The following is a 24954-nucleotide window of genomic DNA, read 5'->3' as shown; positions in this document are numbered from 1 at the left end:
TGTCAAACTCAAGTCGATGCTTCAATAGTTGCGATCGCACTTTGCCGCAACTCTGCATTAATCTCTACTAATTGCCGTTGATGGGAGTGGGCATAATAGATATATCCAGTAGTCACAGGTTGTCCTGTCATCTCTTCTAAACATAAGGCTTGGGCACAAACTTGCAATTCATCGTTATCCCATTCGCCTTTGCGTCCTCGTTTGTATTCCACTGGATAAACTTGACCAGATTCGGCTTCAATTAAGTCAGATTTACCGATGAGTTTGTATTGCTCTGACTTCAGCCAAATTGCTCTAATTTGCCAAGTTTCTCCTCGCTGTATATCGCTTGTGGTGTGGACGCGATCGTGTAAAGTTGTGCCTTCAATTGTGTATTGATTATCAGTAAATTCTCCTGCACAAAACATCCGCCAACAGCGATGCGGACAATAAGCATATTGATTCAATGCCGCAATGGAAATATATTCGGTTTGGTTCATAACTTAGGTGGTTTTTAAATGATTATTAGAATTATGGAGAATACAGCCGCCGTGTCATCCCCATACCCATTGTTGTTTTGCGACCAATTCCTGCATACAAAGCAAAATCAGCTAAAGCGTTAATTTGCTTAATTTGTATGGGTTCAACTGCTCCCAAAATCTTGTAGTTAACTTCGCCAAGGATGCCAATAAATTTACTGCGAGAATCAGCTAATATTTCTGTGTGAATATTGACAAATGAGGGAAATATTGATTCAATTGCAATCTGAGTAAATTCTATGCCACTGTATTTATTCCACCGCGAAAGTAGGGAATTGAAAACAGATTCTCTGGTAGGAAGGGTAGTATCATACTGTCCTTGACGGAAGGCGGTAGGCGTGGAGAAAGAAAGGTTAATGGAAGAATTGCGATCGCTAGCTTCTTCGTATAATTGAGCATAAGTATTGGCATTCGCCCAAGGTTGGATAGATTGGGATGTGCCTTGAATACTAGTAATATACAAGTCAGCCGGGCCAAGATGCCAAGGGCGATTGGGATTAAGATTTAGCCAGAGTTGGGTAAGTTTGCCAAATAAAGTGTCATCTAATAAAGAGATGCGCCACCAACAAGGAGTTCCGGCGGGAATGGGTTGTTGATGTGAATATTGCAATTTAGATCCCCCCTTACCCCCCTTCAAAAGGGGGGAATTAATTTGTAGAGGGGAGAGGGTGAAAGCTTTGTCAGCAGTGGAATCGTGCAAGCGATCGCCTAATGTGCTATCTACAGAACTAACAAGAGTTAAAAACAAGGCGTGGAGATGTCTACCTGTAAGATACTGTGGTGGAATAGGCGATTGAGGTAGCAAATTCAACACTAAACTATGAGGCATACTTTCTCTTTTTGGTTGTAGACTGAGTGATTCTTGACTCTACAGTAAACTCAGGGATTTCCTGGAGTTCAGCATCACTCAAACTATACTGTTCGCAAACGAGACTTAGGCGATTTCCTGGGGTTTTGACAGCGTTAACCGAATGGGTTAAATCACCTTGAAAGTAAACTAAAGTATTGAATTGGGGCTTAATTTGCCCAAGTTGGCGTTTGTGCGATCGCAATACCAGTTCTCCCCCTTCCATATCCGCAGGTACGCGCACATAGAGAACGCTCACAACCGCAGGCGGTTCAATGGTTTTGGAGTAGGAACGCAAGGAGCGATCGATATGCGGATCGACGCGGGAGCCTTCTTTGAGTTGTAAAGGATTGAGGTAAAAAGCATTACAACTCGGCTGAAGAGCCAAATCGAGGTAAGGCTTGAAGTAGGGAAACTGCTGTTCTACTTTTGCTAATCCAGAACGCTGAAATACTACAGAAAATCCTTTAGTGGCGACAAAATCGCGGTTAAGGTTGTTGATAGCAAAGTAACGACAAGCTTGGATTTCTCCCCACAAGTTGTTTAAGTAATCGCTGGGGAAGGCGTTGGTTTGTTGTTGATAATGTTTCACGGTGGATGTGAGAGAAATATACTTATAAATCGATGTTCTACAAATTCTCGCACCATTGGTGCGAGAATTTAACTACTTATCACACAATCAAAACCTCATCATCTGGGAGACGTAGCTGTTTAAACTTCATTGCCATTGTTAAGATTCCTGACAATCCTGCTAAAAACTCATATTCTTTTTCACCATTATCGCAAACAATATTTATAGGATACGAAATAATTCCTTGTTTACGTAATTGAAAAAGAGCAGCAGCATTAGTTCGTGGACAAATAATTACTCCTGGCAATAGATATCTCGATAATGCCTGTAGTTCAAGTGTGGGTCGTACTGCTTCTCCAATACTGCGGATAACCGTACAATTTTTAAAAGCTGTTAACTTATTTAAGTCTGTATTAACAAACTCCTGTCTAGTTTTATAACAACGCATTCTAAAGCTCAATTTATAAGCTGCGGTAGCACGACTTTTAATTTCGATGAAATCTCCATTTTGAACAAATTCGTAATAACGTAATAGGTGAAAAGGATCTATTTGAGTTTCTTCCGATTCATCTAGCAGTAAACCATGAGGATCGCGGATGGGAAGACTTTCAAATAGACTATAGCGAAAACTGAATAATGGCGTATAACTTGTACTAAAAACCTCAGCAAATTCTTTTAATTCAGCTAATATTTCATGTTCTTTAAACACATCCTCGTATGCTTCTAAGGTTATGCGTCCAGCTTGTAAATCATCCGACTCTTCAGGCGACTTTACCTTGATATAGGTTCTGACGAAAGCCTGACCGCCTTTGATATATTTCCAATCTTTTTTTAATTTTTCTAAAGACTCTTTAGCAATGTTTTCAGCACCTCGTAAAACTTTGATTCTATAACGATAGTCTTCCCAAGTGCGATTTCCTCCCAATACAGATTGTAGAGTCTCAAATAATTTAGGTATTAATTCAGCACCTGAAAGATTTTGCAAAGCTTCTTCAAATTCTGACAAGGGACGTACGATTTCTAGAGATGCTTCTGAACGCCAGTAAGCTGTTAAAAAAGGCTTATCCAAACAAGAAAGTGTATCAAGTACCTCTTTTAGCGCTGTACGTCCTCCAGTCGTATCTAGAAATGTTAAGCCTTCATTCCAGGCGTTAGCAGGTAAGTAAGCAATGGCTTCTGAATCAATATTAGTTTCAGATTTACCCAAAACACGACCTACTCTACCAATTCTCTGCCAAAATGCGGCGCGATCGCGTGCTGAAAAAATCAACCAATCTAAATTTTGCCGTTTCGGTTCAGGATGTCTTTCAAAGTTAAATCCTACATCTACCGTGCTAGTAGCCAAAATGATTTTACATTGCATAGCCCTTTGTCTATCTTTTTTGGGTGCAGGGCCTGTAATGCGTCCGATGTCATCACCAAGTCCTTGCTGTCTTAACAAAGTTGATAGACAATTAATATTATCAAGAGAGTCAAGAATTACAGCGCCATTTTCATCAGGTCTTTCTCGAAAACGTTGGACAACTTCTGCTGCTAACTCTGCTAACCACTCTTCCTTACTATCTGGTTTTGGTCTTAATTCTAAATTAACTGCTGTTTGTGAGGGTAAAAGATTAGTATTACCTGCTTCTCCATCAATTATTGCTATTTTCACACCAGCTTGTTTTAAATTCTGCAATGCTAATTCACAAGCTGGTTCTGGTGTTGCTGTGAGTAAAACTACCTTGCGTCCATTTTCAAAAAACCGAAAAACATGAGAATAAGCAAGATAAAACAGCATTCCTACTAGCTGTTTAGCATCATAGAGGTGAAATTCATCAAAAATGACTGTAGAAAATTTGGTGTAAAAACCAGCAGCAATATTGCCTCTATCCAGATTGTTATATGCAAAGAAAGTTGCATAGTAAAAAATATCAGGATTTGTTACCAAAAAAATTGGTGTATTTGCCCCAACATCATTGAAAATTGTAGCGGGATTTCGCAAAACATTATACAGCTTTTCTCCTGAACGACGGCCAACTTTATCGTCAGACCAGCTTTTAATATCTTTAGCTGAGGCTGATTTCACAACATGAGGTAAATTAGCATCACGAACAAACTGTTTTGCTGCTTCTGTTTGCTGTTCAATTAAAGCATTCGTGGAAGCAATGTAAACAGCACTATTATTCGGTTGATGTTTTAATACTGCTAATCCTGCTTTAGTTTTACCTGTGCCAGTTGGTGCTAAATCAAGGGTAATGTCTGCATCTTGCGATTGTTCAAATACATCTAGTTGGTGTTGAAGTGCATTCTTTATGAAAGATATTTTATCTGGTGATGCACAAGCTGAAATACTGCGGGGTTCTAATCTGATAACTAAGTTTTGATTACTCATTGCTACTTTCTCTACCGCAAAAATGCAAATCTGCTGGTACAATCATTTCTCCAATTTGCCAAGCAGCACCCCGAAAACGAAGATTTTTAATAATGGGTGCAGGAGGAATAGAAATTAAATCGAACGCTAAAGTCTCTATTTGCTGTGGTAAATCAGCAGCATTTAGATAGTGTTGACTTTGATATTCACCTTCTGGTAGTAAAGTCACAGGAAATTCATTCAGCACATTCACCTTTACTTTACTCATGAATTTACCAAGGCGAATATAATTTGGTAATTGGTAATTTCCAAATACCAAAGTCTGAAATTTGTTTCTGCGTTCAATCATCCGCAGTCTTCCGGTTTGCGGAAAATTACTTGGTCTAAATGAACTTGGTTTTTTGCCTTGGCGTTGTAATGGTAAATCTTCCCGCGCCGTAGCAACACGGTTATTAGTCATTGCATACCAATAAGAATCAGAAAGAGCGTTAAAACGTTCAAATCTGAATATAACTCTACCTACTGGTGAAGCTGGTAAAATATAAAAATCCTGTGCAATTGGTTGTAAATCTTCTTTGTAGGTTGGTCGTCCTGTAGCCTGACCTTGGAGGCGATAGGGGGAATTTACCTTACCTAAAGCATAAGTAAGAGCATAATTCCCAATTACCCCCTCGGTGTAATAGGTATCAGACAACTCCCTAGAGGCAAAAAAGACTGGTTCAAGACAATATAATTCAACAAGTTTTGCCTGCTGAAAAGGAATTGTTGACATAACCTAAATCTCTACTTCAACTGGTATATTCTTGCCTTTCGCCTTAGCCTTTTTCTTCTCAGGTGTAACCTGACGGAAGGATTCATAGGATTGCGTTAAACGCTTGAGAAAATTATCACGTTCATCTGGTGACCAATGAGTTTCTACATCAGCCAGTAAATTTGATAATTCGTCTTCAGATAGCTGCACAGAAACCCCTCTTTTATTTTTCCAATTAGCAATTACTTGTTTGCTTGCTGTAATTAATTGATTAATATTCAAAGGGTGTTCTAAAGGCTTACCTAATACATCATAAGTAGCTTGTACAAGTTCCAGAGAACTAGGAAGTTCGGTAATACTGCCAAATACACCTAATATTTGGTTTTCCATGCGTCCAACACGACTGGAAACCGCACCATAACGACTTGTAAAAAGAATATTACCGATGATATAGCGCAGTTCATCCGCAGTTACATCTTTTAGGGTGACGACATCCAGAAAATGCACACCTGGTTTAATGTATTCACTGGTATTCAAAGCTGTTGAGGCGTTACCTTTTTCATCGCGCATTGTACCAGTTTCGTAGATGGCGTTTATGGTGCGATCGCCTACAACATCACTAGCAGGTAAAATACTAAAAGCATCTTCAGTCCAAATGCGACTTTTTTGAGCGCCACCCCCACCAGCCGCGAAGCCGTAGAGGAAACAATCTACACACATTTCACAAGGTGCATTAGTATTTAAAGAACAAAGAGAGCCATCTTTAGGGTTAGTGTATAAAAGCTCATGCGCTCTTAAATGTTCTCGTCCGTAGCGTCTTTCTGGCGCTACTTGTTTACGCTTAGTCATTACCAAGCGTTGAATTATAGTTTTTTGATTTTCACCCTCTAAACCAGCTTGGACAAATTCGCTACACATTGGTTCGCCTGAACCTTCTGTACGAAAGATAGTTTCAGAATGGGTTGTTCTTAAAACAACTAAAGTAATAAAACGTCCTTTGGGGAAATTCTCATAACTTGTTGCTAGAACTGAAGAAAGTTTTGAAATGGACATGATAAACTCCTAATTATTTAAACAGTTGTAGTTGTTTCGACAGAATCATCTTTAGATTCACTTTTAAATTGTTTACGTGCCTCTTCAAGGAAGAATAAATAAGCAGCTTCTAAAGTTTTTTGGTCAGACAAAAACTTCTCAGGACGTGCTGAATAAACCTCCTCATATAGTTTTCGTAATAGCTCGTAATAACGCTTGACCTGTTCATACTTTGTTGCACCTACGCCATGCTCACGGATACGGTCTAAGCGAGTATGATATTGCTGTACTAAAGCGGCAAAAATTACATCCAACCCCAAATAAGGCTTTTGAGAACGAATAGCAGCAATAAAAGCTGTAAACGGTTCTGCTTGAGCAGTTCGTTTAAAAGAACTTCCCCAAATTTTTCCCTCTGCTGCAACTTGAGCAGCTTCTCTAAGATATTTAGTTAAGAGTAAGTTTTCATCCGGCATAAAGCTCTCCAGTAAAGTATTTAACGGCTCACAAATGCGGCTCCAAATAACACTCAAGTTTGGTTCATCTTGTTCTCGCAGAGTCCAACGTAGCAAGACATAATAAAGTTCAATTGGTCTGACACAAGCACGAGCCAAATCATACAAACAATCATCAGCTTTCTGAATACTTGCAACAGATGTTGCTAGTTTGCCAATGCAACGTAGTCGCTCAAGAATTTTTTCTGCATCTTGGCGTTGCTGATATTGTCCATTTCCCAATAAAGTTTGCAGTGCAGAAGGAATTCCCTCTATTCGTCCGTAAACATCACTAGATAACTCCACTTCTAGATTGCTACTCAAAGTAAAAGGAAAGCCAATATCTAAAGACAAGGAAATTTCTAAAGCAAGTCTCAGTGATTTTAGTAAAGCTAAATAATTAGTAACATCTCCCCAAACTAAAGGAATAATGACAGATGTATGAACAAAATCAGGACGTTTTGGTAATGCTAAACCAACTACTTTGTTAGCTTTAAATTCAAGCTGGTTATCTTTATATAATTTCAATTCATCAATAGTGACAGTACCACCTTCAGCATTTGTCGATGCAAGTTGTTTTAAAAGTCCACGCCAAATTCTCAACAGTTCTGGAGCAGAACCTTTAGGTAATGCTAAGTGCAAATAAAGCGGGTCTTGTTTTTTAACAGCAGGAAAGTTTGCCCCAACTGCCATTAATTGGTAAGCTAAAGCTGCAATTGAATCTGCTTGTCTTTTTGGTTCAGTACTGATACCACCCGGTAAGCGATTAGAAAAAGCCTGTACTTTTGTACCAGGGGGCATATTATCTGAAATTAGCTCATCTATATCAGTAGAAGTAGAACCTAAAGAGCATCTTTGTCTGGGATTTGCTTCTACATAAGCATTTAAATCATCGGCTCCATTTAACCGAATAGCAAAAGGTAAATTTACCATTCGGCTAACGGCTGCAATCATTTCTTCAGATACTTCTGTTTCTTCAGATATTTGTGTACTTTCCTTTCTTAGTTGGAAAGATTCTTGTAGAGCTTCTTTAATACCCTGAATTCCCTTAACAGCAGCTTTAGCAGCAAATAAAGGTCGTCCATATTGACCATTAAACGGCTCAATTGCAGTACGCTGAAGTTTAGATATACCCGTATGATGAGCGATTTTATCCCAAACTTCTTTAGGACTTAATCCGGCTTCTCTATAACTGAGGTAAGCTGCTTTTAAACCTTCAGATATGGCAAATTCTTCTGCATTACTTACAGGTAATAACTGAAGTTCAGCCGTTTTTATTAGTGCATCTGCACCAGCCGCTTCACCCCATTTAGTTACATCTTTAGCAATCTTATCTGATTTATATCCAGCTTTTTTACTTTCTAAAAGAGCCTCAACATTTACCAAAACTTCCTCAATATTTTGTTGGATAGCTTGATGAGTAACTTTAATACCATCTTTAGTAGCTCTGACAAGTCTTTCGATATTATTCCCAAAAACTTGGTCAATTTTACTTTGCCAAACAGCAGCTATTTCTTTTGTAAAATCTACATTTGCTAAAGCTTCACCTTCAAAAAGTTCACCATCAGGGAAAATTGCTAAAGGATTTAACCCATACTTTTGTAAAACCTCTTCGCAAGCACCCAGCAACAGGGCTGTAATATAGCCTTTATCTTCAGAGAGGCTTATTCTAAATAGGTTACATCTTCTATCAAAAGCAACGGTTAATTCTGTTTCCAGTTTGCGAAAACGTTGTGCATCTGGAATTCCTAAATCAAACAAGTCAGCAGCAGTCAGCATCGCCGCCCAACATTTAATATTTGGATCTTCTGGTAAAAATCTTGCTCCATCGCTGACGTTATGACCTGAATGGCGCTCAATTAGCTTTCTGACTAACTCCAAATCATCTTCTGAGACAACAAAGCTAAGTACACAAGCTTTTTCAAGTTGTTCTCGTAAAAATTCCTGATTTCTAGCCAGGGTTTTAACATTGCGTCCTTGGGTATCTAATTTATTCAGGTCATGAACAGCAGTTGCAGCTAGTAGCAAAGGTCTTTTATCTTCTGGGACTTCTGCGATTCGGCTGACTGTCAAAATGAACTGACACGCAGAATCGAGGTGTTCTGCAAGGGTTGTACCCTTTCTTACGCCGTACTGATGATGATGTGCATGATTTTCGTAAAGCTGGGGGCGAATTTCACTGAAATAAATCTCCTCCAAAGTTTTGGGAGGAGCATTTAAAAGCCGACTGCGCTTAATCATATTGAAAGATATAGATTTAATACCAAACTCAGTCTCACAAAGTGGTCAACAAACACCATAGTCTGTCTTAATTTATTGCGCCACTAGTACGAGTTTTTACTGAATGAATTTTCAAGCCCTATTTTCAGGTGGGCGAATTCTGACTCTATCTAATTCAGCAGTTACAATTGCACCAGAGAATAATTCGTCTCCGTAAAGCTGAAGTACTTGCAAACAAACTTTTGATTGTTCTTTGGTTGAGAGATTAACTAAGCGCAAGATACCACAGTGAGGATTTCCCCGCAGAATTGCTAACTCTCCAAAATCTTTATCAAGGGTGACTAAAATCCTACTTTCACGATAGGCGGTTGCTAAAATTTACTTGTCACCTGGATCTTTTGGCCAATCACCAGACCAAACTACATCATACCCAACCGTTTGTAAATCAATACGCACCCTAGCATTAATGCAAGTATCTAGTAGTATTTTCACCTTGGGGACTCTATGAATAAAGGTTCAACTCGTTCATGACCAACTAACCTTCGTGCATAGACTAAACAGGCTTGTACATCTTCCCGTTCTAACCAGGGATAAGCTTCTAGCAAAGTTTCAATAGTATCTCCTACTGCTAACATTCCTAAAATATGTTCAACAGCTAGGCGACGACCTCGAATGATCGGTTTACCGCCAAAGATTTGGGGGTTAAATGTGATTCTTTCTAGTAATGTTTGTTCGTTCATGGTTTATACGATAACCTCTAATACAAGGTTTATCGAAACAAATATTGGAGTCAAGGGAAATTCTGGACAGCAAATGGTCATTGGTCATGATCGAAGCTTATTGCGCTTAATCATAATAATGCTAAATTCTATCTAGATTTAGCTCTCAAAGTCGTTATAACTTATGATTTCACCTTCCTCATTAGTTACTGGTTGACATTTCAAATCTGCGATTACCCTCCTCAACTGGAGGATTTCGCGTTGATACTTGTCAATCAGAACCATATATTCAGCAATCTTGTGAGCGATATATTCCACTGAGTAGTTCATGACCTATGACCTCTTGCAGGTTGAACGAAATCTACCTGCTCCTAGTATAGGCATATTATTTGTCTAGTGTCATATAAACATTGATGTCATTTTCTCTAGCCTCTAGTTTGAGATCATATTGGGTTATATTTATTTGTGACCCCAAACATTCCTAGAATCCCTATCAGGGATTGAAAATAGTGACATGTATACATAGGGGTCAGTTTATTTTCGTCCATAAATCCCTATCAGGGGTTGCAAGCCAGGGTATAGCTCTGGCTTTTTTCGTATCTGCCTAGCGAGTAACATTGTGTTTTTTGGTATTGAAATTATTGATTAACTTGGTATACATATAAAATAGCTATAAATACCATTTATGTCAATAGTGCAATTACAATTTATAGATGTCCAGAAAAAAAGAAACGATTACACTGTCAATTCCACCAGGAACCAAGGAACAACTAGAAGCGATCGCCCTTCGTCTCAACATATATTGGGGCAAAGACCCCAGTATATCGGGCTTAATAGTGGCGATCGCACAACAATCTGTAGAGGTCGGAAAGCCTTTCACCCTTGACTCAAACCAAGTTAACGCTTTACACAAAGCTATCAAAGCTCTGAGTGATGCAGGTCAGATAGGGGAAGCTCAAACTATACTTACACTTTTGTTAGAGCGTAGTAATATTGAAGCTCCCTTGCGTCAATCGCTGATGAAACAACTAAGTCAACCTGCTCCTGCATGGCGAATTCAAATTGAAGAGTTAATCAAGAGACAACAGCCTTTCTACCTTGTTTATCAAAACTCTCAAGGTGATGAACTAGCATATACAGTTCGCTATGCTGAAGTTCGTTTCTTTGAGAGACGTTTTTACTTAATGATTTGGTGTGAAGAAACTCAAGACGTAGAAAACGATATTCCTGATTTACCAGAACTATGGCACAATCGGTGCTTGCGTCTAGACCGCATCGAATCAATGGCAACTATACCCGCCAGTGGAAATTGGCGTGGAGAACTAGATTATCTAGAAGTGTACTTGCATTTTCGCCAAGGCTTAGTTAAAGCTTATCAACCTAAAGAAGATGACATTAAAGATGAAGTAATTGGAGATGTTCGCCAAGTCGTGCGAAGAGTAGTTAATGATTTTTGGTTGATACGAGAAGTTTCGCGCTATTGGGAAGATTGCGTGATTGTATCACCTGAGAGTCTGCGCGATCGCCTTAAACAAAAACTCCTCACCTTATGCCAGTTATACGATATCGAAACCAGGAGTTAAGTCTTGTGGGATAGGCATCTTACCAAAGATACGCTAGAACCTATGAAAATAAATCGGTTCGGCAGGGCATAAATCCTCATACCCGATCAAATTAATCTCCTATTTACTGAAGGCTTTGTCAACCTACGCGATCGCTAGCCGGGCGAAGCAGCGCCTTCCAGTTAAAAAAATAATCCAATTGTAGGGGTGCAAGGCCTTGCGCCCCTACAAATCTAGAAATAATTTGGGATAATTTATTTTTTGCAAGTCCCTAAGAGACTATTATGTTCCCGGACGAGAGCGAATATGATCGGGTATATGATGGCGATCGCCTAAGATTTCTAACAAGGGGCCATTAACGTCAAATTTAACCATACTTACCGACGCGACCAAAATATTCACCCGATAGCGATAGCGTCCCAAATCAATTCCCAGTAAACTGCAAAGCATAATCCGAATCGTAGCTTTATGAGAAACTACTAAAACATTACCTTGGGGATGTTTTTCTTGAATTTCAGCAATTACAGGCATAGAACGGTTAGCAATATCTACCGCAGTTTCTCCACCTAGTGGTGCATTCCAAGCGGGTTCTGTCACCCATTTTAGATAGTTTTCTGCGTAATTCTCTTGGGCAAACGATTTACTCTTAGTTTCCCATTCGCCGTAACTACCTTCTCTAAGTCCGTCACGCAACTGCATATCTATACCGATAGCATCACAAAATGGCTTGGCAGTTGCAATTGTGCGTTTCATTGGGCTAACATAAACCCCTTCCCACTTCAATTGTTGATAAACATCGGCAAAAGCGGATGCCATCTGCATCCCCTCTGTTGTCAACTCCGCATCAGTTTCACCGCAGAAATTACCACTTTGACTAAAGGTAGTTTCTCCATGTCGCAGTAAATATAAATTGAGTGTCATAGCTTGTATGCGATTGGGATAAAGGAGTTTGTGCAAAAATAAAATACCATCAATCTCGCAATCGAGTCTGTGACACCAGGACAAATTCAGAAGGCAGGTGGTCACTGAGCGTAGTCGAAGTGAGGCAGAAGGGAACCCACATTTAAAAACGTGGGATTATTGAAGTAAGGACGCCGCTAGATGCTCCACTTGGGGCAAAGCCCGAAGACCGCACTGATTCCCTTGTGTCTCGTGGCACTTTCCGCGACGCCGTGTCACTAGTTTTGCACTTTAATTTAATCCGCATCCCTTATCGTAAAATCTGGTCAATCATCCTATTGGCTTGCGAATCGTAACTACCCCCAAATAAATTGAAGTGATTCAAAATGTGATACAGGTTATAAAGCGTTTTTCTCTGCTCATAGCCTGCATCTAACGGAAACACCTCGTTGTAACCCTTATAAAACGTTGCAGGGAAACCACCAAATAATTCGGTCATGGCGATATCAACTTCTCTATCCGCAAAATAAGTTGCTGGATCAAATATCACTGGTTCTCCCGATGCAGTACACCCAGCATTTCCGCCCCATAAATCGCCATGTACTAAAGAAGGTTGCACCTGATGATCCGCCAATAGTTCCGGGATAGTTGCTAGTAACTTGTCTTGTTGGGGAAAATTACCTCCCCGTCGCCTTGCCAACTGAAATTGATAACCCAGGCGATGTTTAATATAAAATTCCGTCCAGTCTGCTGTCCAAGTATTAATTTGAGGTGTAGAACCAATAGTATTGTTAATTTTCCATCCAAAAACTTGACTATTGCTAGTTTTATGCATCGCCGCTAACTTGCGTCCCATTTCTAGCCACGAATTGCTATTACCGCTACCAAGTTCCAACCATTCCAGGACGATGTAGCTAGAATTATCAGCAGTACCCCAGCAAATTGGTTTGGGGATGCGAATACTAGCTGTTGCTAGCATTTCCTTTAAACCCAACGCCTCAGCTTCAAACATTGCAACTTGGGATGCAAGGTTTTGTTTGACGAAGTAGGTTATCTCACCATTAGAGACAGCATAACCTTGGTTGATGCACCCGCCACCAACCGATCGCCGTTGCTGACTCTGAAATTTTTCGCCAGTCATCTGACTAATATGGGTGTCGATTTGAGTCCACATGATTCAATTGGGGAGTGGGGGATGAGGGAGCAGGGGGAGCAGGGGAGCAAGGGAGCAAGGGAGAAGTTGCAGTAAGTCTTTCCCCTCTGCCTCTTGTGCCCAATGCCCCATGCCCTATTCCCAATTTTTAATTTTTAATTTACGGCTTGACAAAAACTACACCATAAGCATCTGGAGATAGATACTTTTTGGCTGCTTGCATCAAGTCTGTTGCATCTTGGCTCTGAATTATCGCCGGGTAGTTAAAGGCGGGTTCCAAATTTCCCACCAAAGACTGATAATAACCATACAACCCAGAGCGATCGCTTGGTGTTTCGTTGCCAAATATAAATCTGTTAGCTACTCGCTGCCGTATACGGGCAATCTCTGATTCTGTTATCAACTCTGTTTGTAGTTTGCTAATGTGTTGAGCGATCGCATCCTCTACAACTGCTAAATTTTCCACTGCACATTTAGCTGAAATATAAAATACCCCTTGTAGCTCGTTGCTCATGTTGCTCACAGAAATTGAAGAAACTAATCCCCGTTCTTCCCGTAAATCCCTTACCAGTCTTGATGTCCGTCCGTGTCCTAAAATTCCGGCTAAAACATCTAATCCATAGGTACAATCTAACTGAGTCATTCCGGGAACCCGCCAAACCATTACTAGTCTTGCTTGTTGCAGACTTTCATCAATAAATTCTCGACGAACAATTTCTGTAAATGGTGATTCAGGATTCAGGGGGGAGTGGGGAGTAGGGAGTGGGGAGTGGGGAGTTTTAGTGGCTTTTGTAAATCCTTCCGCAACAGTTGCGATTAATTCTTCTACGGGCAAATTGCCCACAGCCACAGCCGTAATTGACTGGGGTTGATACCAATCAGCATGAAAATCTCGCATCTGCTGGGGTTTAAGTCCGGCAATCACCGATTCTGGCCCCAATACCGCACGGCGATAGGGTAGATAATCAAAAGCTGTCTCCATCGCCCGCCGATATGTACGCCGCTGGGGATTATCCTCTGAACGCCTAATTTCTTCTAAAACTACCAATCGCTCACGTTCAAAAGCATCATCAGGAATACTCGCATTCGATACTACATCTATTTGTAGTGGCGCAAGCTCGGCAAAATCTTTGGGGGCAGTAGTTATATAGTAATGAGTATAGTCTTGGCTAGTAGCGGCATTAGTAACAGCACCCCGTTCTTCAATTCGACGTTCAAACTCGCCGCTTGCCAGTCGCTCTGTTCCTTTAAAAATCATATGTTCTAAAAAGTGAGCCATGCCGTTAATAGCATCAGGTTCGACAGCAGAGCCAACTTTTATCCATAAGTTAAGGTTTACGGCTTCAACTGGCATTTGCTCGGCAATGATTGTCAAACCATTGGGCAATTGGTGCAGCGTCGGAGCATTGAGACGGGGAAGTTTCCGCAGGGTTGAGGTCATTGCTACTTGTGTGTGAGGAGCATGTTACTCTCTTATCTTATCTGCGACTATAAAATAAACACTGCGATCGCTTCTCTACAAAAAAAGAAGCGATCGCATTAGCAAGATACGCAAAGAAGACTTGACAGCTTGTGTACTTCATCAACTTGAAATTAGCTGTATATACCCGAAACATCTATCCAAAGTTTTGAAACGCTAGATAAATGCCAACTAGACACGCACTCGAAAGCAATGTTTGATTAACATACATAGAAATCAATACCCTCTTAGAGTTGATAAGGGCTTTACTTATAAAAGTTAGCAGAAGTAAGTTTCTTAATTTCTGCTTAACTATCTATATTGATGCAATACCCAGTCTCCTATCTGTCATATCTATCGTTTCGATCGTATCTGTCATATCTATCGTTTCTGCGATCGTATCTGTCATATCTATCATTTCGATCGTATCTGTCATATCTGTCGTTTCTGCGATCGCCAACTGAAAACTCAGCTCGGCAACCATTTTTCACCCAAATACGATTTCTCCGATAGCCCCAATTTCCTCTACAACTGGTGTTAGACAATTGCCTAACAAGCCTCACTCTGCCTCTTGTATTTACCGAACAAGTATTCCTTCGATTATTTTGGCTTGCACAAGTTATTATCTCGTCAGCTGAAGCTGGGGCAGCAATACTCAAAAGTGTACCGATACCAAGACTAGCAACCAGAAAGGTCGCAGCAATTGTGGGAAGGCGCATAATCATAATAATAAAATGCTAGATTTCTTCCAAATCTCAGAAACAAAAACTATAGTAATTCTAGCAAATTGCATTCATAGCCAATGCATAAATCAGATTAAATGCAAAAAATATTTGCACTTTTAACTTCATCAAAGACAACAGCTTCTATCAAGCACTTAAGCATTGCAAGGGTTTGAACTATACTTATGCTACAATATCTATTTCAAACGTTATACAAAAATGGATACTATTAATTTTTATAAAGCTTTAAGAGGTGAAAAACTATCTAGTTCAATTGGAGATATTACATTTACAACCCATTATGTTGGGGAATTAATTTTAACTTCAGGAAGATTAGTAGCTTGTGACCCACTTGCTTTTCCTGATAGTGAAGCTTTTCAAAAGTCTTTACCAATTGGTAAATATCCTGTTTTCTTAATTGTTGCTCATTATCCAAGAAATAATGACCAAAGAGTGGCTTATGCCATAATTCGTATTAGCGAAGAAAGTCCCATAAATTGGAAATTAGGTATTTGCTCTGATGAAGAACTAGCTTCGCTTACAGAAAATGACACCTTGGGTTATCCAGTTGATTCTGGAGTTGGCTGCTTTATGGATTTTGATGCAGTAAAGATTCTTGATGATTCAATATACTATGCACACAGTGCTAATCCCCAAGAAGAAAGCTTGATAGACCTGATTCAAGATGAATTAAGAAAAAATTACAGACCTACATGGGATTGGGCAAATGTTTGTATAGATAAATCTACTCAATTAAATATAATTGCTTTTTCATCAGGGTATGGAGATGGTTGTTATCCAACCTACTTTGGATACGACACCGAAGATAAAATTGTTAACGTTGTCACTGAGTTTTGAATATTAAAATAATCAAAATTGCCGTTGGATTATACAAGTAGTACTCCAACCCAAAGAGCGCAAAGGGTTTGTTTTGTTTCCAAAACAACGGGTGATAGGGCGCACCTTGGGTTGGCTTGTTTGGTATTGGCAATGAAACAAACGATATTGCTGTTTATGCCGCCTAATTGGATAAAGTCGAGTTAAGACTTTGGTTTATAAGTCGAAGCAACGTGTAATTCTTTCAACTGTTTAGCATCTACACTCGAAGGCGCATCTGTTAACAAACAACGTGCTTGTTGTGTCTTTGGAAAAGCAATGACATCCCGAATGGATTCTTCTCCAGCTAGCAACATTACCAAACGATCTAAACCGTAGGCGATGCCACCATGCGGCGGCGTACCATATTCAAATGCTTCTAAAAGAAAGCCAAATTTACTTTGTGCTTCTTCAGGAGATAACCCAATCGCTTCAAACACTTGCTGTTGAATTTCTCGTTGATAAATCCGCAGACTCCCGCCGCCAATTTCTACGCCGTTGAGTATTAAGTCGTAAGCTTGGGCGCGTGCAGTCTTTAAGTCGCTCAAATCATCAGGATGTGGTGCTGTAAACGGGTGGTGTAATGCTTCTAGACGTTTTTCGTCAGCATTCCACTCGAACATCGGGAAATCTGTAATCCACAGTAAGTTAATTTTTTCTGGATCGATTAGGTTAAATTCTCTTGCGATCGCTTGCCGTAATCTATCTAATGTTTTATTAACTGTAGCAGCTTCCCCTGCCCCAAACAACAGCAAATGTCCAGCTTTTGCACCTGTACGGCGCAAAATTTCTTGTTTTTGTTCTTCGCTTAAGTTGTCTTTAATCGCGCCAATAGTATCAATTTCGCCATCATCCCTGACGCGGATATAAGCTAAACCTTTCGCACCGGCTTCGCTGGCTTCTTTAAATAAATCGCCGCCTGGTTTAATGCGGACATTAGAAATTACATCGTTACCGTTGGGAATGGGCAGAATTTTGACGATACCACCATTGGTAACAGTATCCCGAAAGACTTTGAAACCAGAGTCTTTGACGATATCTGAGACATCCACTAATTCCAAACCATAGCGTGTATCTGGTTTATCACTACCGTAACGTTCCATCCCCTCAGCATAAGTGAGACGAGGGAAAGGGCGCTGTAACTCAATGCCTTTAACTGTTTTGTAAATATGGCAAACTAAATTCTCATTTAGTTCGATAATTTCTTCTTGGGACATGAAGCTCATTTCCATGTCCAACTGCGTGAATTCTGGTTGTCTGTCGGCGCGTAAGTCTTCGTCACGAAAGCAACGGGCAATCTGATAATATCTATCTAAGCCGGATACCATCAGCAATTGTTTAAATAGCTGGGGTGATTGCGGCAAAGCATACCATTCACCAGGATTGACGCGACTAGGTAGAACATAATCCCGCGCTCCTTCTGGGGTAGAACGGGTAAGAATTGGGGTTTCGACTTCGATAAAACCTTCCAAATCTTCTAGATAACGACGCATGGCTTTGACAATTTGATGACGCAGTTGCAAATTTTGCGCCATACGTTCGCGTCGCAAATCCAAATAACGATATTTCAGCCGTAAGTCTTCTCGCACTGTTTCAGTGTCAGCTACAGAAACTTGGAAAGGTAACTGTTTGCGAACAGCATTGAGTAGTTCAATTTTATCGGCGTAGATTTCTACCTCGCCTGTGGGGATGCGGGTATTCAACGATTCTTCGGGACGTTGTGTTACCCTACCAGTGATTTCGACAACATATTCATTTCGCAGGGCGTTCGCATATTCGTAAGAATCTGGGGTGCGTTGCGGATCGCTGACGATTTGGACAGTTCCAGAGCGATCGCGTAAATCTAAAAATATCACACCACCATGATCGCGGCGACGGTCTACCCATCCGTAAAAGGTAACAGTTTCTCCAATATGTTCTTTTCGGAGTTCGCCGCAATAGTGAGTTCGCATAAGTCTTAGTTATTGTTTCCGGGCTAGATTGGCAAGAAAATGTCAAAGCCTTCCCATTATCTAGCATCAATAGTAATTGTAGTAGTTCTGGTGAAAGAAAAAATCAAATAATCTCACACTATATATACAGCATCTTTCATCTATTTGAACTACACCCAATACTTGTCGGGTTTTGGGGGAAAGGGACTCATGTTAACGTGAGTTCGACAAGCCCTTTTTTGACCTCTCCCCCAACCCCTCTCCGACACGGAGAGGGGAGCCAAAACCCTAATTTCTCGTTGCTCCTCCCTTTCCCCGTGGGAGAGGGAGGTTGTCCGGGAGAGGTTCATCGAACTCACGTCATGTTAAAGGGGAAAAAACCTTACCTGTTGTAGGGGCACAAGACCTTACGCCCCTACTGCGTGTTCTATGGTTGATTAGGACGATTTTCTTGGGGAGAGGCTCCGCCATCGCCAGGAGGATGAGGTGGAACACCTAGTGCGTCGATTAACTGTTGTTCAGTGACACCCAGCTTTGCTGCTGCGGCTTTAAAATCAGGTCTGGGTGGGCGTTGATTGCGATCGCCTGGATTTGGCTCCTTGGCTGGAACTCCTAGCGCCGCCTTTAACTGGGCTTCTGTAACTCCTAATTTGGTTGCTGCGGCTTTAAAATCAGGTCTGGGTGGGCGTTGATTGCGATCGCCTGGATTTGGCTCCTTGGCTGGAACTCCTAACGCCGCCTTTAACTGGGCTTCTGTAACTCCTAATTTGGTCGCTGCAGCTTTAAAATCAGGTCTGGGTGGGCGTTGATTGCGATCGCCTGGATTTGGTGGATTGGCTGGAACTCCTAACGCCGCCTTTAATTGGGCTTCTGTAACTCCTAATTTGGTCGCTGCGGCTGCAAAATCAGGTCTGGGTGGACGCGGCTGTTCGTTTGATGGTTCGTTGGGCGGTTGTTGCGCCTGTGCAATTCGCTCGAATTGATTAGCAGCATTTGCTTGATTGAGTGAAATCAAACCAAATGTGCCAATCAGAACAGGAATCGCTGTTACTACTAATACTCTACGAATATTCATCATTAAATCTCCAAAGGTTTATATTTCTAATTAAGTCTTCTCAAAATAACAGTTTGCCCTGTTTCTAAATTACAAAACTGTAATTTAGAAACAACAATACTCTGATGAGATCGCCGCTGAGGGCGAGGCAAAATGCAAGGGTGCATAAATTAACGGTTATTGCGTTCTACCCGGTTTTGAACTGCTTCTTGATTATGAGGTTGGGGACGTTGGGGAGTACGCTTTTTCTGATGTGGACGAAGTTTAGAATGTCTAATTTGTGGTTTTTCATCAGATATTTGCCGTTTGTTGGGCTGTTGTGAAATCTCGGCGTTCCAATGAGGTGGATTAGCGGCATTTGCCTGATTGGGTGCAACAAAACCGAATGTACCAATCAAAAAAGGAATTGCGGCTACAGCTAAGACTCGACGAATATTCATAAAAATCAACCTTTAAAAGCTACGGTGTTCATATTTATAATTGAGCCACCTCAAAATTACAGCTTTCCTATTTTCTAAATTACAGTTTTGTAATTTGAATAAAAAATAATGAATTTAGAATAGAAGAATATATGAATTAATAAATGCTGTGAATGTTCTGTTTGTTGAAGATGAAGCGAAAATTGCTAACTTTGTCCGGGCTGGATTAAAGGAGCAGGGATTTGTTGTAGACTACTGCGATAACGGTGATGACGGATATCTGCGGGCATTAGACAACGAATATGATGCGATCGTACTCGACATTATGATGCCGGGAAAAGATGGACTATCAATTCTAAAACTATTACGGCGGCAAGGTCGGAACGCTCCGGTAATTTTGTTGACGGCTCGGAATGAACTAGACGATCGCTTGCAAGGGCTAAATTTGGGAGCGGATGACTATATCGCTAAACCGTTTTTTGTGGAAGAATTAGCAGCTAGAATTCATGCCGTTGTGCGTCGGAGTGTAAGCGATCGCCAAAATCTACTTTGCGTTGGGCCGATCAAACTCGATCGCATCACTAGAGAAGTCACTTGCGATCGCCAAGCGATAGAACTCACCAGCCGCGAGTTTAATCTTCTAGAATATCTCATGCGTTCTCCCGGACGGGTTTTCACTCGTACTCAAATTTTAGAACACGTTTGGGGCTACGATTTTAACCCCAACACCAACGTTGTGGATGTTTGTATCCAGCGAATTCGTAAAAAGATTGACCCCATCGATCAAGTAGTCTGGATTGAAAGCATTCGAGGGGTTGGATATCGATTTCGCAAGCCAGATTCTTCATCATGAAACTTCCTTCGTTTCGACTCCGCATTGCTCTGTTGTCTGCGGCTCTAGCTGGCAGCACATTAGTCGGATTTGGCGCGGTTTCCTGGTTTCAGATTTACAATGCTAAGATTAGCCGCCTGGATGCAGAACTATTAAATCACTTGATGCGGGCAACTCCGAACTTTCCTCCACCAGAGGAACCTCCCACTGGCGCAGCCTTTTCCAAAAAAGAAAATTCACGCGAGCGATCGCGATGGCAGTTTTACGAAGATTCCTTATCTTATGCTTTCGGAACCAATACAAAAACCCCCGTCGCCCTGGTGGTGCTGGACACAAATAACAATATACTTTATCAATCCAACTCCCTACCTACCGATCTTGAGGTGAATCGTCTGTTGCTGAAGCGTCTTGAGTTGGCAACTCTACCACCGTCGCCGAAGAGAGAACCACCACCTTTACCCTCCACTACCAATCCATCCTTCGAGCGACCACCACTGATTCGTCCACGCCCACCTCAATTTGTCACAGAGCGGACAACAACCGCAGTCTGGCGGATTGGGGCAACTAAATTACCTAATGCTCAGATTGCCATTGCCGTTAGCTTGCAAGCCGTAGATCGAGATATGGCTATCATTCGCAATATCTTCCTAGTTTCAATTCCGGGAGCGCTGCTGCTGGTTGCGGTGGGAGCATGGTTAGTTTCTGGCGGTGCTTTGCGTCCCATCAGGCAATTAACGGGCGTAATTCAACAGGTAACTGTCAAAGGGCTAGATCAGCGGATTCCCATTGGGACAACTGATGTTGAATTTGTCGAACTGATTCAGGTGTTTAACCTGATGTTGTCACGCTTGGAACGTAGTTTTACCCAAGCTTCCCGCTTTAGTGGTGATGCGGCTCATGAACTAAAAACCCCACTGACTATTTTGCAAGGCGAACTAGAACGAACACTCCAACAAGTCGATCCCGGTAGTGAAGTACAACAGCGCCTAAGCAATTTGTTAGATGAGGTGCGCCGCCTGAGTGGAATTATGCGAAAACTCTTGTTGCTATCTCTGGCAGATGCCGGAAAAATGAGCTTGTATCTGGTTGAAGTGGATATGTCTGAGTTGCTGATGGAGATGCTAGAAGATGTGGAAATGCTAGCTCCCCATTTGACAGTGCAAACTGACTTTACTAATGGGTTGTGGATAAAAGGCGATCGCGATCTTTTAATTCAAGTTTTGCAAAACCTATTTAGTAATGCAATTAAATACAATCTCACCAACGGCTGGATACAAATTCGCGCTCATCAAACTCCAAGAACTCTTCACGTCACCATTGTCAATACATCAAAAGATATTCCCCTAAGCGATCGCGATCGCATTTTTGACCGATTTTATCGCGGCGATCCCTCACGTAACCGCAAGGTAGAAGGAATCGGACTAGGACTGAGCCTAGCCCGAGAAATTGCCAGGGCACATCGTGGCGACCTTACTCTTGATTTAACACTTTCTGGTCAAACAGCATTCACCCTCACCTTACCGATGAAGTAATTCTTCTTTTGTTACTACAGGAAGCCGGAAAAAGTAATACCAATTTGAAAAAAGAATGCAACAAATAGACCATTTGTAGAGACGCGATGAATCGCGTCTTTACCCAAGAATGTGTTGCAATCATTAATTGAATTGGTATAAGTACAATACCGCCATCGAAAGAGCGATCGCGCAAGCTCATTGCATTGATTAATTCAAAGCATCAGCGATCTTAAGACCAAGGTGCTGCAATGCTTTTTCTTTGACAAATTCAGCTGCACTACGAGCCGATTCCGCCAAAATAGTATCAGTGTTTGGAGTCAACTTCAGCGCTCCTCCCAGATATCCCAAAGCTTTGCAATAATCATCAGTCAAGTTAGTAGATGCCAGTCTCTTTACAGTTTGATAATCGCCACTCTGAAAAGCTGTTAACGCTTTGTGGTGTAAATCATTTTCTGGCTTTCCTAGTACTTCAAGAATTGCGCTCACAGCTTTATCGACTTTTTCTTGTGTTAGTGTGGATACTGTTGCTTGCATATTTATCTCCTTTTGTTCATGAATTTGCAAGTTGTCGGTAGCGTTCTTGAACTTCCTGAATCGAAAACAAAGTTTCAAACTTCAACCCTGCTGACTGGTACAACTCACCTCCCCCTTGTTGTCGATCTACCAGTGAAATTACTTGATTTACGGTATAACCTGCATCTTTAAGACGCTCAACCGCTTTTAGAGCAGATTGCCCAGTTGTGACTACATCTTCCAAAACTACTACTTTTGCGCCCTCTGGTAAACTGGGGCCTTCTATATAAGCTTTTGTTCCATAACCCTTGGCTTCCTTGCGAATAATCAGCGCTGGTATTGGGCGGTTTTCATAAACAGAAACTATACTCACTGCTGTCACAATTGGATCGGCTCCCATTGTTAAACCACCTACAGCCTGTGTATCTACAGGTAATAAAGGAAATAGTAATCGTCCGACTGCTAAAGCACCTTGAGGATGGAGTGTTACCTGTGTCTTATTGACGTAATAAGAACTACGTAGCCCAGAAGATAAGAGAAAATCACCCTCTTGATAAGCAAGTTGGCAAAATAAATCTAGTAACTTGTGGCGTAAAGTGGTCAAATCAGAAGTGGTTGCCCAAATATCTGAGTGGGTAAGAGTTTCAGTAGGATACGTCATTACAAAACATTAAAAGTTGTGCTACACCAAAGGTTGAACTCATCAGAGTTCTGAACTTCAGCATAAATTAAGATTCGCCCAAAGCAAAAGTTGAGGAGTCAAAAACGTGCGTATAAAATTTAAAACCTTTGGTGGTTTATTGGTGCTGCTTGCTGCTGGTATTGCTTTTCCCTCTATTGCATCTGCCCAAACGGCAACACCCAATTCTGAAACTATGAATGATGTATTTGAACGAGCTTATTTTCGTCACGATCGCAATTTCTACGAAAATAGTAGCAGCCTCAAGCGTCAGCTAGACTCATTTTTCGGATCTGGTTCTGGTTTCGGTGGTTCCTTCCCAGAAAATGAAATTGCCCGCGACGCCAATTTGGTTAATACTTTATATCATGATGCCCTGACTCAGCAAGTTGGCAACGATCCTTATATTCGTACTCCTGATTTACCAAATCCTTATGACACATCGTTGCTCGTGTCTCCTCGCTATAGCAACAAACTCAAAGTAGGAACAGAATTCAGGTTTGAAACATTACCATCTCGGTAAGATTGGGGAGTGGGGAGTGGGAAAATGCAGGTACAAGGAGAATAAACCATGCCCAATGCCCCATGCCCCATGCCCCATGCCCATTTTTTATGATTCAGTGCGCCCTGCTGGAATCGAACCAGCCTGAAGACGAATTATGAGTTCGTTGCCTCCCCAATCGGCCAAAGGCGCTTGTTTTTTGGTGTGTGGGTTGCTACGAGAAAATTACTTCAACTCTTAGGTCAACCTTATTTACTAATTTTAGAGCGAGCAAAATACTTCACGCACTGAGTTTAGCCAATTCAATGAATATAGCACAAATTTACCACGTGTGAATACTGGACAATAGTTTATTAGATTTTTATACTACATAATTTGATCATAGATATAGTGCAAACTAATATTGATTAAGTTCCTTTAAGGATTGAGGTCAAAAGCTTCACTATTCTTAAATAGACCAGCATTCTATTGTGATAGCTTGTCAGCGATGAAAATAAATTCTACTGTACTTCTTACTTTGATTTTGTTAATTCTGATGATGGGAGCAGGTTCTGTGAGCGCGTTATTGGGCTTTGAACTGGGGAGTTCAGCACTTAAAGGCGTGACTACACCAGATGGGCGTCCTACAACTAAATTTGCCAGCAATAAGGCAAATAGCTCTCAACAGGGAGGGCTAGTGCTATTAAAAGAGGAAGAAATTCTGAAAATAGTCAAGGCGCGAATTGAGGGTAAAACTAAAGCCGCTAAATCGGAAAAGCCCGAAGAAGATGATGAAGAAACCAACAGCAGCAAGCAGAAGCCAGAGGAAAAACCCCCAGAAGTAGTTGAAGAAAAGCCTCTACCAGGTTTTCCGGTTACTGCCCAAAGTCAGGGTGTAACAATGACTGTACAATCTGCTCGCTACTCTGGTGGTGATTTACTACTGAAAGTGAAAATGCAGAACAAAGGTAAGGATTCTGTGCGCTTCTTGTATAGTTTTTTAGATGTTACTGATGACAAAGGACGAACCCTGAGTGCAAGTACAGAGGGTTTACCAACAGAATTGCCTGTAAATGGGCCAGCATTTTCAGGTACAGTAAGCATTCCTACAGCTTTACTTGATGATGTCAAGAAAATATCACTTGCTCTCACTGATTATCCCGCTCAACAATTGAAGCTAGAGGCATCGAATATTCCTGTAGAAAGGTAGAAGAGGACTGGGGACTGGGGACTGGGGATTGGGGACTGGGGACTGGGGACTGGGGACTGGGGACTGGGGACTGGGGATTGGGGACTGGGGACTGGGGATTGGGGACTGGGGACTGGGGACTGGGGACTGGGGACTGGGGACTGGGGA

At 41.3% G+C, this 24954-nt stretch carries 24 protein-coding genes, 1 tRNA gene and 2 pseudogenes; 6 read left to right on the top strand and 21 right to left on the bottom strand.

Annotation, left to right across the window (positions count from 1 at the left end):
- Positions 1–11: 11 nt before the first annotated feature.
- From cas4 to RMZ42_RS29445, 10 genes and pseudogenes are all read right to left on the bottom strand, one after another.
- Positions 12–479 (bottom strand): annotated as a pseudogene (cas4, locus tag RMZ42_RS29490) (CRISPR-associated protein Cas4); the annotation flags it as partial.
- A 31-nt stretch (positions 480–510) separates the two neighbouring features.
- Positions 511–1347 (bottom strand): CRISPR-associated endoribonuclease Cas6, encoded by an 837-nt coding sequence (gene cas6 / locus RMZ42_RS29485; RefSeq protein ID WP_322674755.1) that lies wholly within the window; start codon positions 1345–1347, stop codon positions 511–513.
- Entirely contained in the window at positions 1337–1957 is a 621-nt protein-coding gene (locus tag RMZ42_RS29480) for a 2OG-Fe(II) oxygenase (RefSeq protein ID WP_322674754.1), read from the bottom strand. The genes cas6 and RMZ42_RS29480 overlap by 11 nt, the downstream gene beginning before the upstream one ends.
- Positions 1958–2036: 79 nt before the next feature.
- The gene (cas3, locus tag RMZ42_RS29475) at positions 2037–4310 is read right to left on the bottom strand and encodes a type I-D CRISPR-associated helicase Cas3' (protein ID WP_322674753.1); all 2274 of its coding nucleotides are present in this window, start codon (positions 4308–4310) and stop codon (positions 2037–2039) included.
- Positions 4303–5061 carry a type I-D CRISPR-associated protein Cas5/Csc1 gene (gene cas5d, locus RMZ42_RS29470; protein ID WP_322674752.1) on the bottom strand — a complete coding sequence of 253 codons (759 nt, stop codon included), beginning with the start codon at positions 5059–5061 and terminating at the stop codon, positions 4303–4305. Before cas5d ends, cas3 begins: the two co-directional genes overlap by 8 nt.
- A gap of 3 nt (positions 5062–5064) precedes the next feature.
- Entirely contained in the window at positions 5065–6093 is a 1029-nt protein-coding gene (gene cas7d / locus RMZ42_RS29465; RefSeq protein ID WP_322674751.1) for a type I-D CRISPR-associated protein Cas7/Csc2, read from the bottom strand.
- Positions 6094–6110: 17 nt separating this feature from the next.
- Entirely contained in the window at positions 6111–8804 is a 2694-nt protein-coding gene (locus RMZ42_RS29460) for a CRISPR-associated protein Csc3 (RefSeq protein WP_322674750.1), read from the bottom strand.
- Between the two features lie 111 nt (positions 8805–8915).
- Positions 8916–9161 (bottom strand): DUF5615 family PIN-like protein, encoded by a 246-nt coding sequence (locus tag RMZ42_RS29455; RefSeq protein WP_322674778.1) that lies wholly within the window; start codon positions 9159–9161, stop codon positions 8916–8918.
- 110 nt (positions 9162–9271) lie between these two features.
- Entirely contained in the window at positions 9272–9523 is a 252-nt protein-coding gene (locus RMZ42_RS29450; protein WP_194144152.1) for a DUF433 domain-containing protein, read from the bottom strand.
- Between the two features lie 138 nt (positions 9524–9661).
- A complete protein-coding gene (locus RMZ42_RS29445; RefSeq protein ID WP_322674749.1) occupies positions 9662–9832 on the bottom strand; it encodes a hypothetical protein in 171 nt (56 codons plus the stop codon).
- A 383-nt stretch (positions 9833–10215) separates the two neighbouring features.
- On the opposite strand from RMZ42_RS29445, the gene RMZ42_RS29440 reads away from it, so the two are divergent.
- Entirely contained in the window at positions 10216–11085 is an 870-nt protein-coding gene (locus RMZ42_RS29440) for a helix-turn-helix transcriptional regulator (protein ID WP_322674748.1), read from the top strand.
- Positions 11086–11346: 261 nt separating this feature from the next.
- Here the strand turns inward: RMZ42_RS29440 and RMZ42_RS29435 are convergent, their stop codons facing one another.
- From RMZ42_RS29435 to RMZ42_RS34840, 5 genes and pseudogenes are all read right to left on the bottom strand, one after another.
- Complete coding sequence (locus RMZ42_RS29435; protein WP_322674747.1) at positions 11347–11985, bottom strand: histidine phosphatase family protein; 639 nt, start codon at positions 11983–11985, stop codon at positions 11347–11349.
- Positions 11986–12274: 289 nt separating this feature from the next.
- Positions 12275–13138, bottom strand: coding sequence for a fructosamine kinase family protein (locus tag RMZ42_RS29430; RefSeq protein ID WP_322674746.1), 864 nt, complete (start codon positions 13136–13138; stop codon positions 12275–12277).
- Positions 13139–13277: 139 nt separating this feature from the next.
- Entirely contained in the window at positions 13278–14558 is a 1281-nt protein-coding gene (locus RMZ42_RS29425) for a pitrilysin family protein (protein ID WP_322674745.1), read from the bottom strand.
- Between the two features lie 334 nt (positions 14559–14892).
- Positions 14893–15060, bottom strand: a complete 168-nt coding sequence (locus RMZ42_RS29420) for a hypothetical protein (RefSeq protein ID WP_322674744.1) — start codon at positions 15058–15060, stop codon at positions 14893–14895.
- Between the two features lie 7 nt (positions 15061–15067).
- A pseudogene (locus RMZ42_RS34840) lies at positions 15068–15295 on the bottom strand (DUF3011 domain-containing protein); the annotation flags it as partial.
- Between the two features lie 222 nt (positions 15296–15517).
- Here RMZ42_RS34840 and RMZ42_RS29415 point away from each other — a divergent pair.
- Positions 15518–16156 carry a DUF4241 domain-containing protein gene (locus tag RMZ42_RS29415; RefSeq protein ID WP_322674743.1) on the top strand — a complete coding sequence of 213 codons (639 nt, stop codon included), beginning with the start codon at positions 15518–15520 and terminating at the stop codon, positions 16154–16156.
- A 182-nt stretch (positions 16157–16338) separates the two neighbouring features.
- On the opposite strand, the gene aspS is transcribed toward RMZ42_RS29415, so the two are convergent.
- From aspS to RMZ42_RS29400, 3 genes are all read right to left on the bottom strand, one after another.
- Positions 16339–18126, bottom strand: coding sequence for an aspartate--tRNA ligase (gene aspS, locus RMZ42_RS29410; protein WP_322674742.1), 1788 nt, complete (start codon positions 18124–18126; stop codon positions 16339–16341).
- A gap of 406 nt (positions 18127–18532) precedes the next feature.
- Complete coding sequence (locus RMZ42_RS29405) at positions 18533–19183, bottom strand: hypothetical protein (protein ID WP_322674741.1); 651 nt, start codon at positions 19181–19183, stop codon at positions 18533–18535.
- 146 nt (positions 19184–19329) lie between these two features.
- Positions 19330–19599, bottom strand: coding sequence for a hypothetical protein (locus RMZ42_RS29400; RefSeq protein WP_322674740.1), 270 nt, complete (start codon positions 19597–19599; stop codon positions 19330–19332).
- A gap of 148 nt (positions 19600–19747) precedes the next feature.
- On the opposite strand from RMZ42_RS29400, the gene RMZ42_RS29395 reads away from it, so the two are divergent.
- Positions 19748–20431 (top strand): response regulator transcription factor, encoded by a 684-nt coding sequence (locus RMZ42_RS29395; RefSeq protein ID WP_322674739.1) that lies wholly within the window; start codon positions 19748–19750, stop codon positions 20429–20431.
- Positions 20428–21942 (top strand): sensor histidine kinase, encoded by a 1515-nt coding sequence (locus RMZ42_RS29390; protein ID WP_322674738.1) that lies wholly within the window; start codon positions 20428–20430, stop codon positions 21940–21942. Before RMZ42_RS29395 ends, RMZ42_RS29390 begins: the two co-directional genes overlap by 4 nt.
- A 189-nt stretch (positions 21943–22131) precedes the next feature.
- Here RMZ42_RS29390 and RMZ42_RS29385 read toward each other — a convergent pair whose 3' ends face one another.
- Together RMZ42_RS29385 and pyrE are read right to left on the bottom strand one after the other, a co-directional pair.
- Complete coding sequence (locus RMZ42_RS29385; protein ID WP_322674737.1) at positions 22132–22458, bottom strand: hypothetical protein; 327 nt, start codon at positions 22456–22458, stop codon at positions 22132–22134.
- A gap of 16 nt (positions 22459–22474) precedes the next feature.
- Positions 22475–23098 carry an orotate phosphoribosyltransferase gene (gene pyrE, locus RMZ42_RS29380; protein WP_322674736.1) on the bottom strand — a complete coding sequence of 208 codons (624 nt, stop codon included), beginning with the start codon at positions 23096–23098 and terminating at the stop codon, positions 22475–22477.
- Between the two features lie 106 nt (positions 23099–23204).
- Between pyrE and RMZ42_RS29375 the strand changes: the two genes are divergently transcribed.
- Positions 23205–23639, top strand: a complete 435-nt coding sequence (locus RMZ42_RS29375) for a hypothetical protein (RefSeq protein ID WP_322674735.1) — start codon at positions 23205–23207, stop codon at positions 23637–23639.
- 98 nt (positions 23640–23737) lie between these two features.
- Here RMZ42_RS29375 and RMZ42_RS29370 read toward each other — a convergent pair.
- A tRNA-Ile gene (locus tag RMZ42_RS29370) sits at positions 23738–23810 on the bottom strand.
- A gap of 295 nt (positions 23811–24105) precedes the next feature.
- Between RMZ42_RS29370 and RMZ42_RS29365 the strand changes: the two genes are divergently transcribed.
- Positions 24106–24807: a hypothetical protein gene (locus tag RMZ42_RS29365; RefSeq protein ID WP_322674734.1), complete on the top strand. Its 702-nt coding sequence runs from the start codon at positions 24106–24108 to the stop codon at positions 24805–24807.
- The last annotated feature ends 147 nt before the right edge of the window (positions 24808–24954 follow it).

It is taken from the genome of Nostoc sp. DedQUE05 (assembly GCF_034530955.1).
GTDB lineage: Bacteria > Cyanobacteriota > Cyanobacteriia > Cyanobacteriales > Nostocaceae > Nostoc.
The sequence above is the reverse complement of the archived record's forward strand: the minus strand, read 5'-3'. Positions and strand labels throughout refer to the sequence as shown.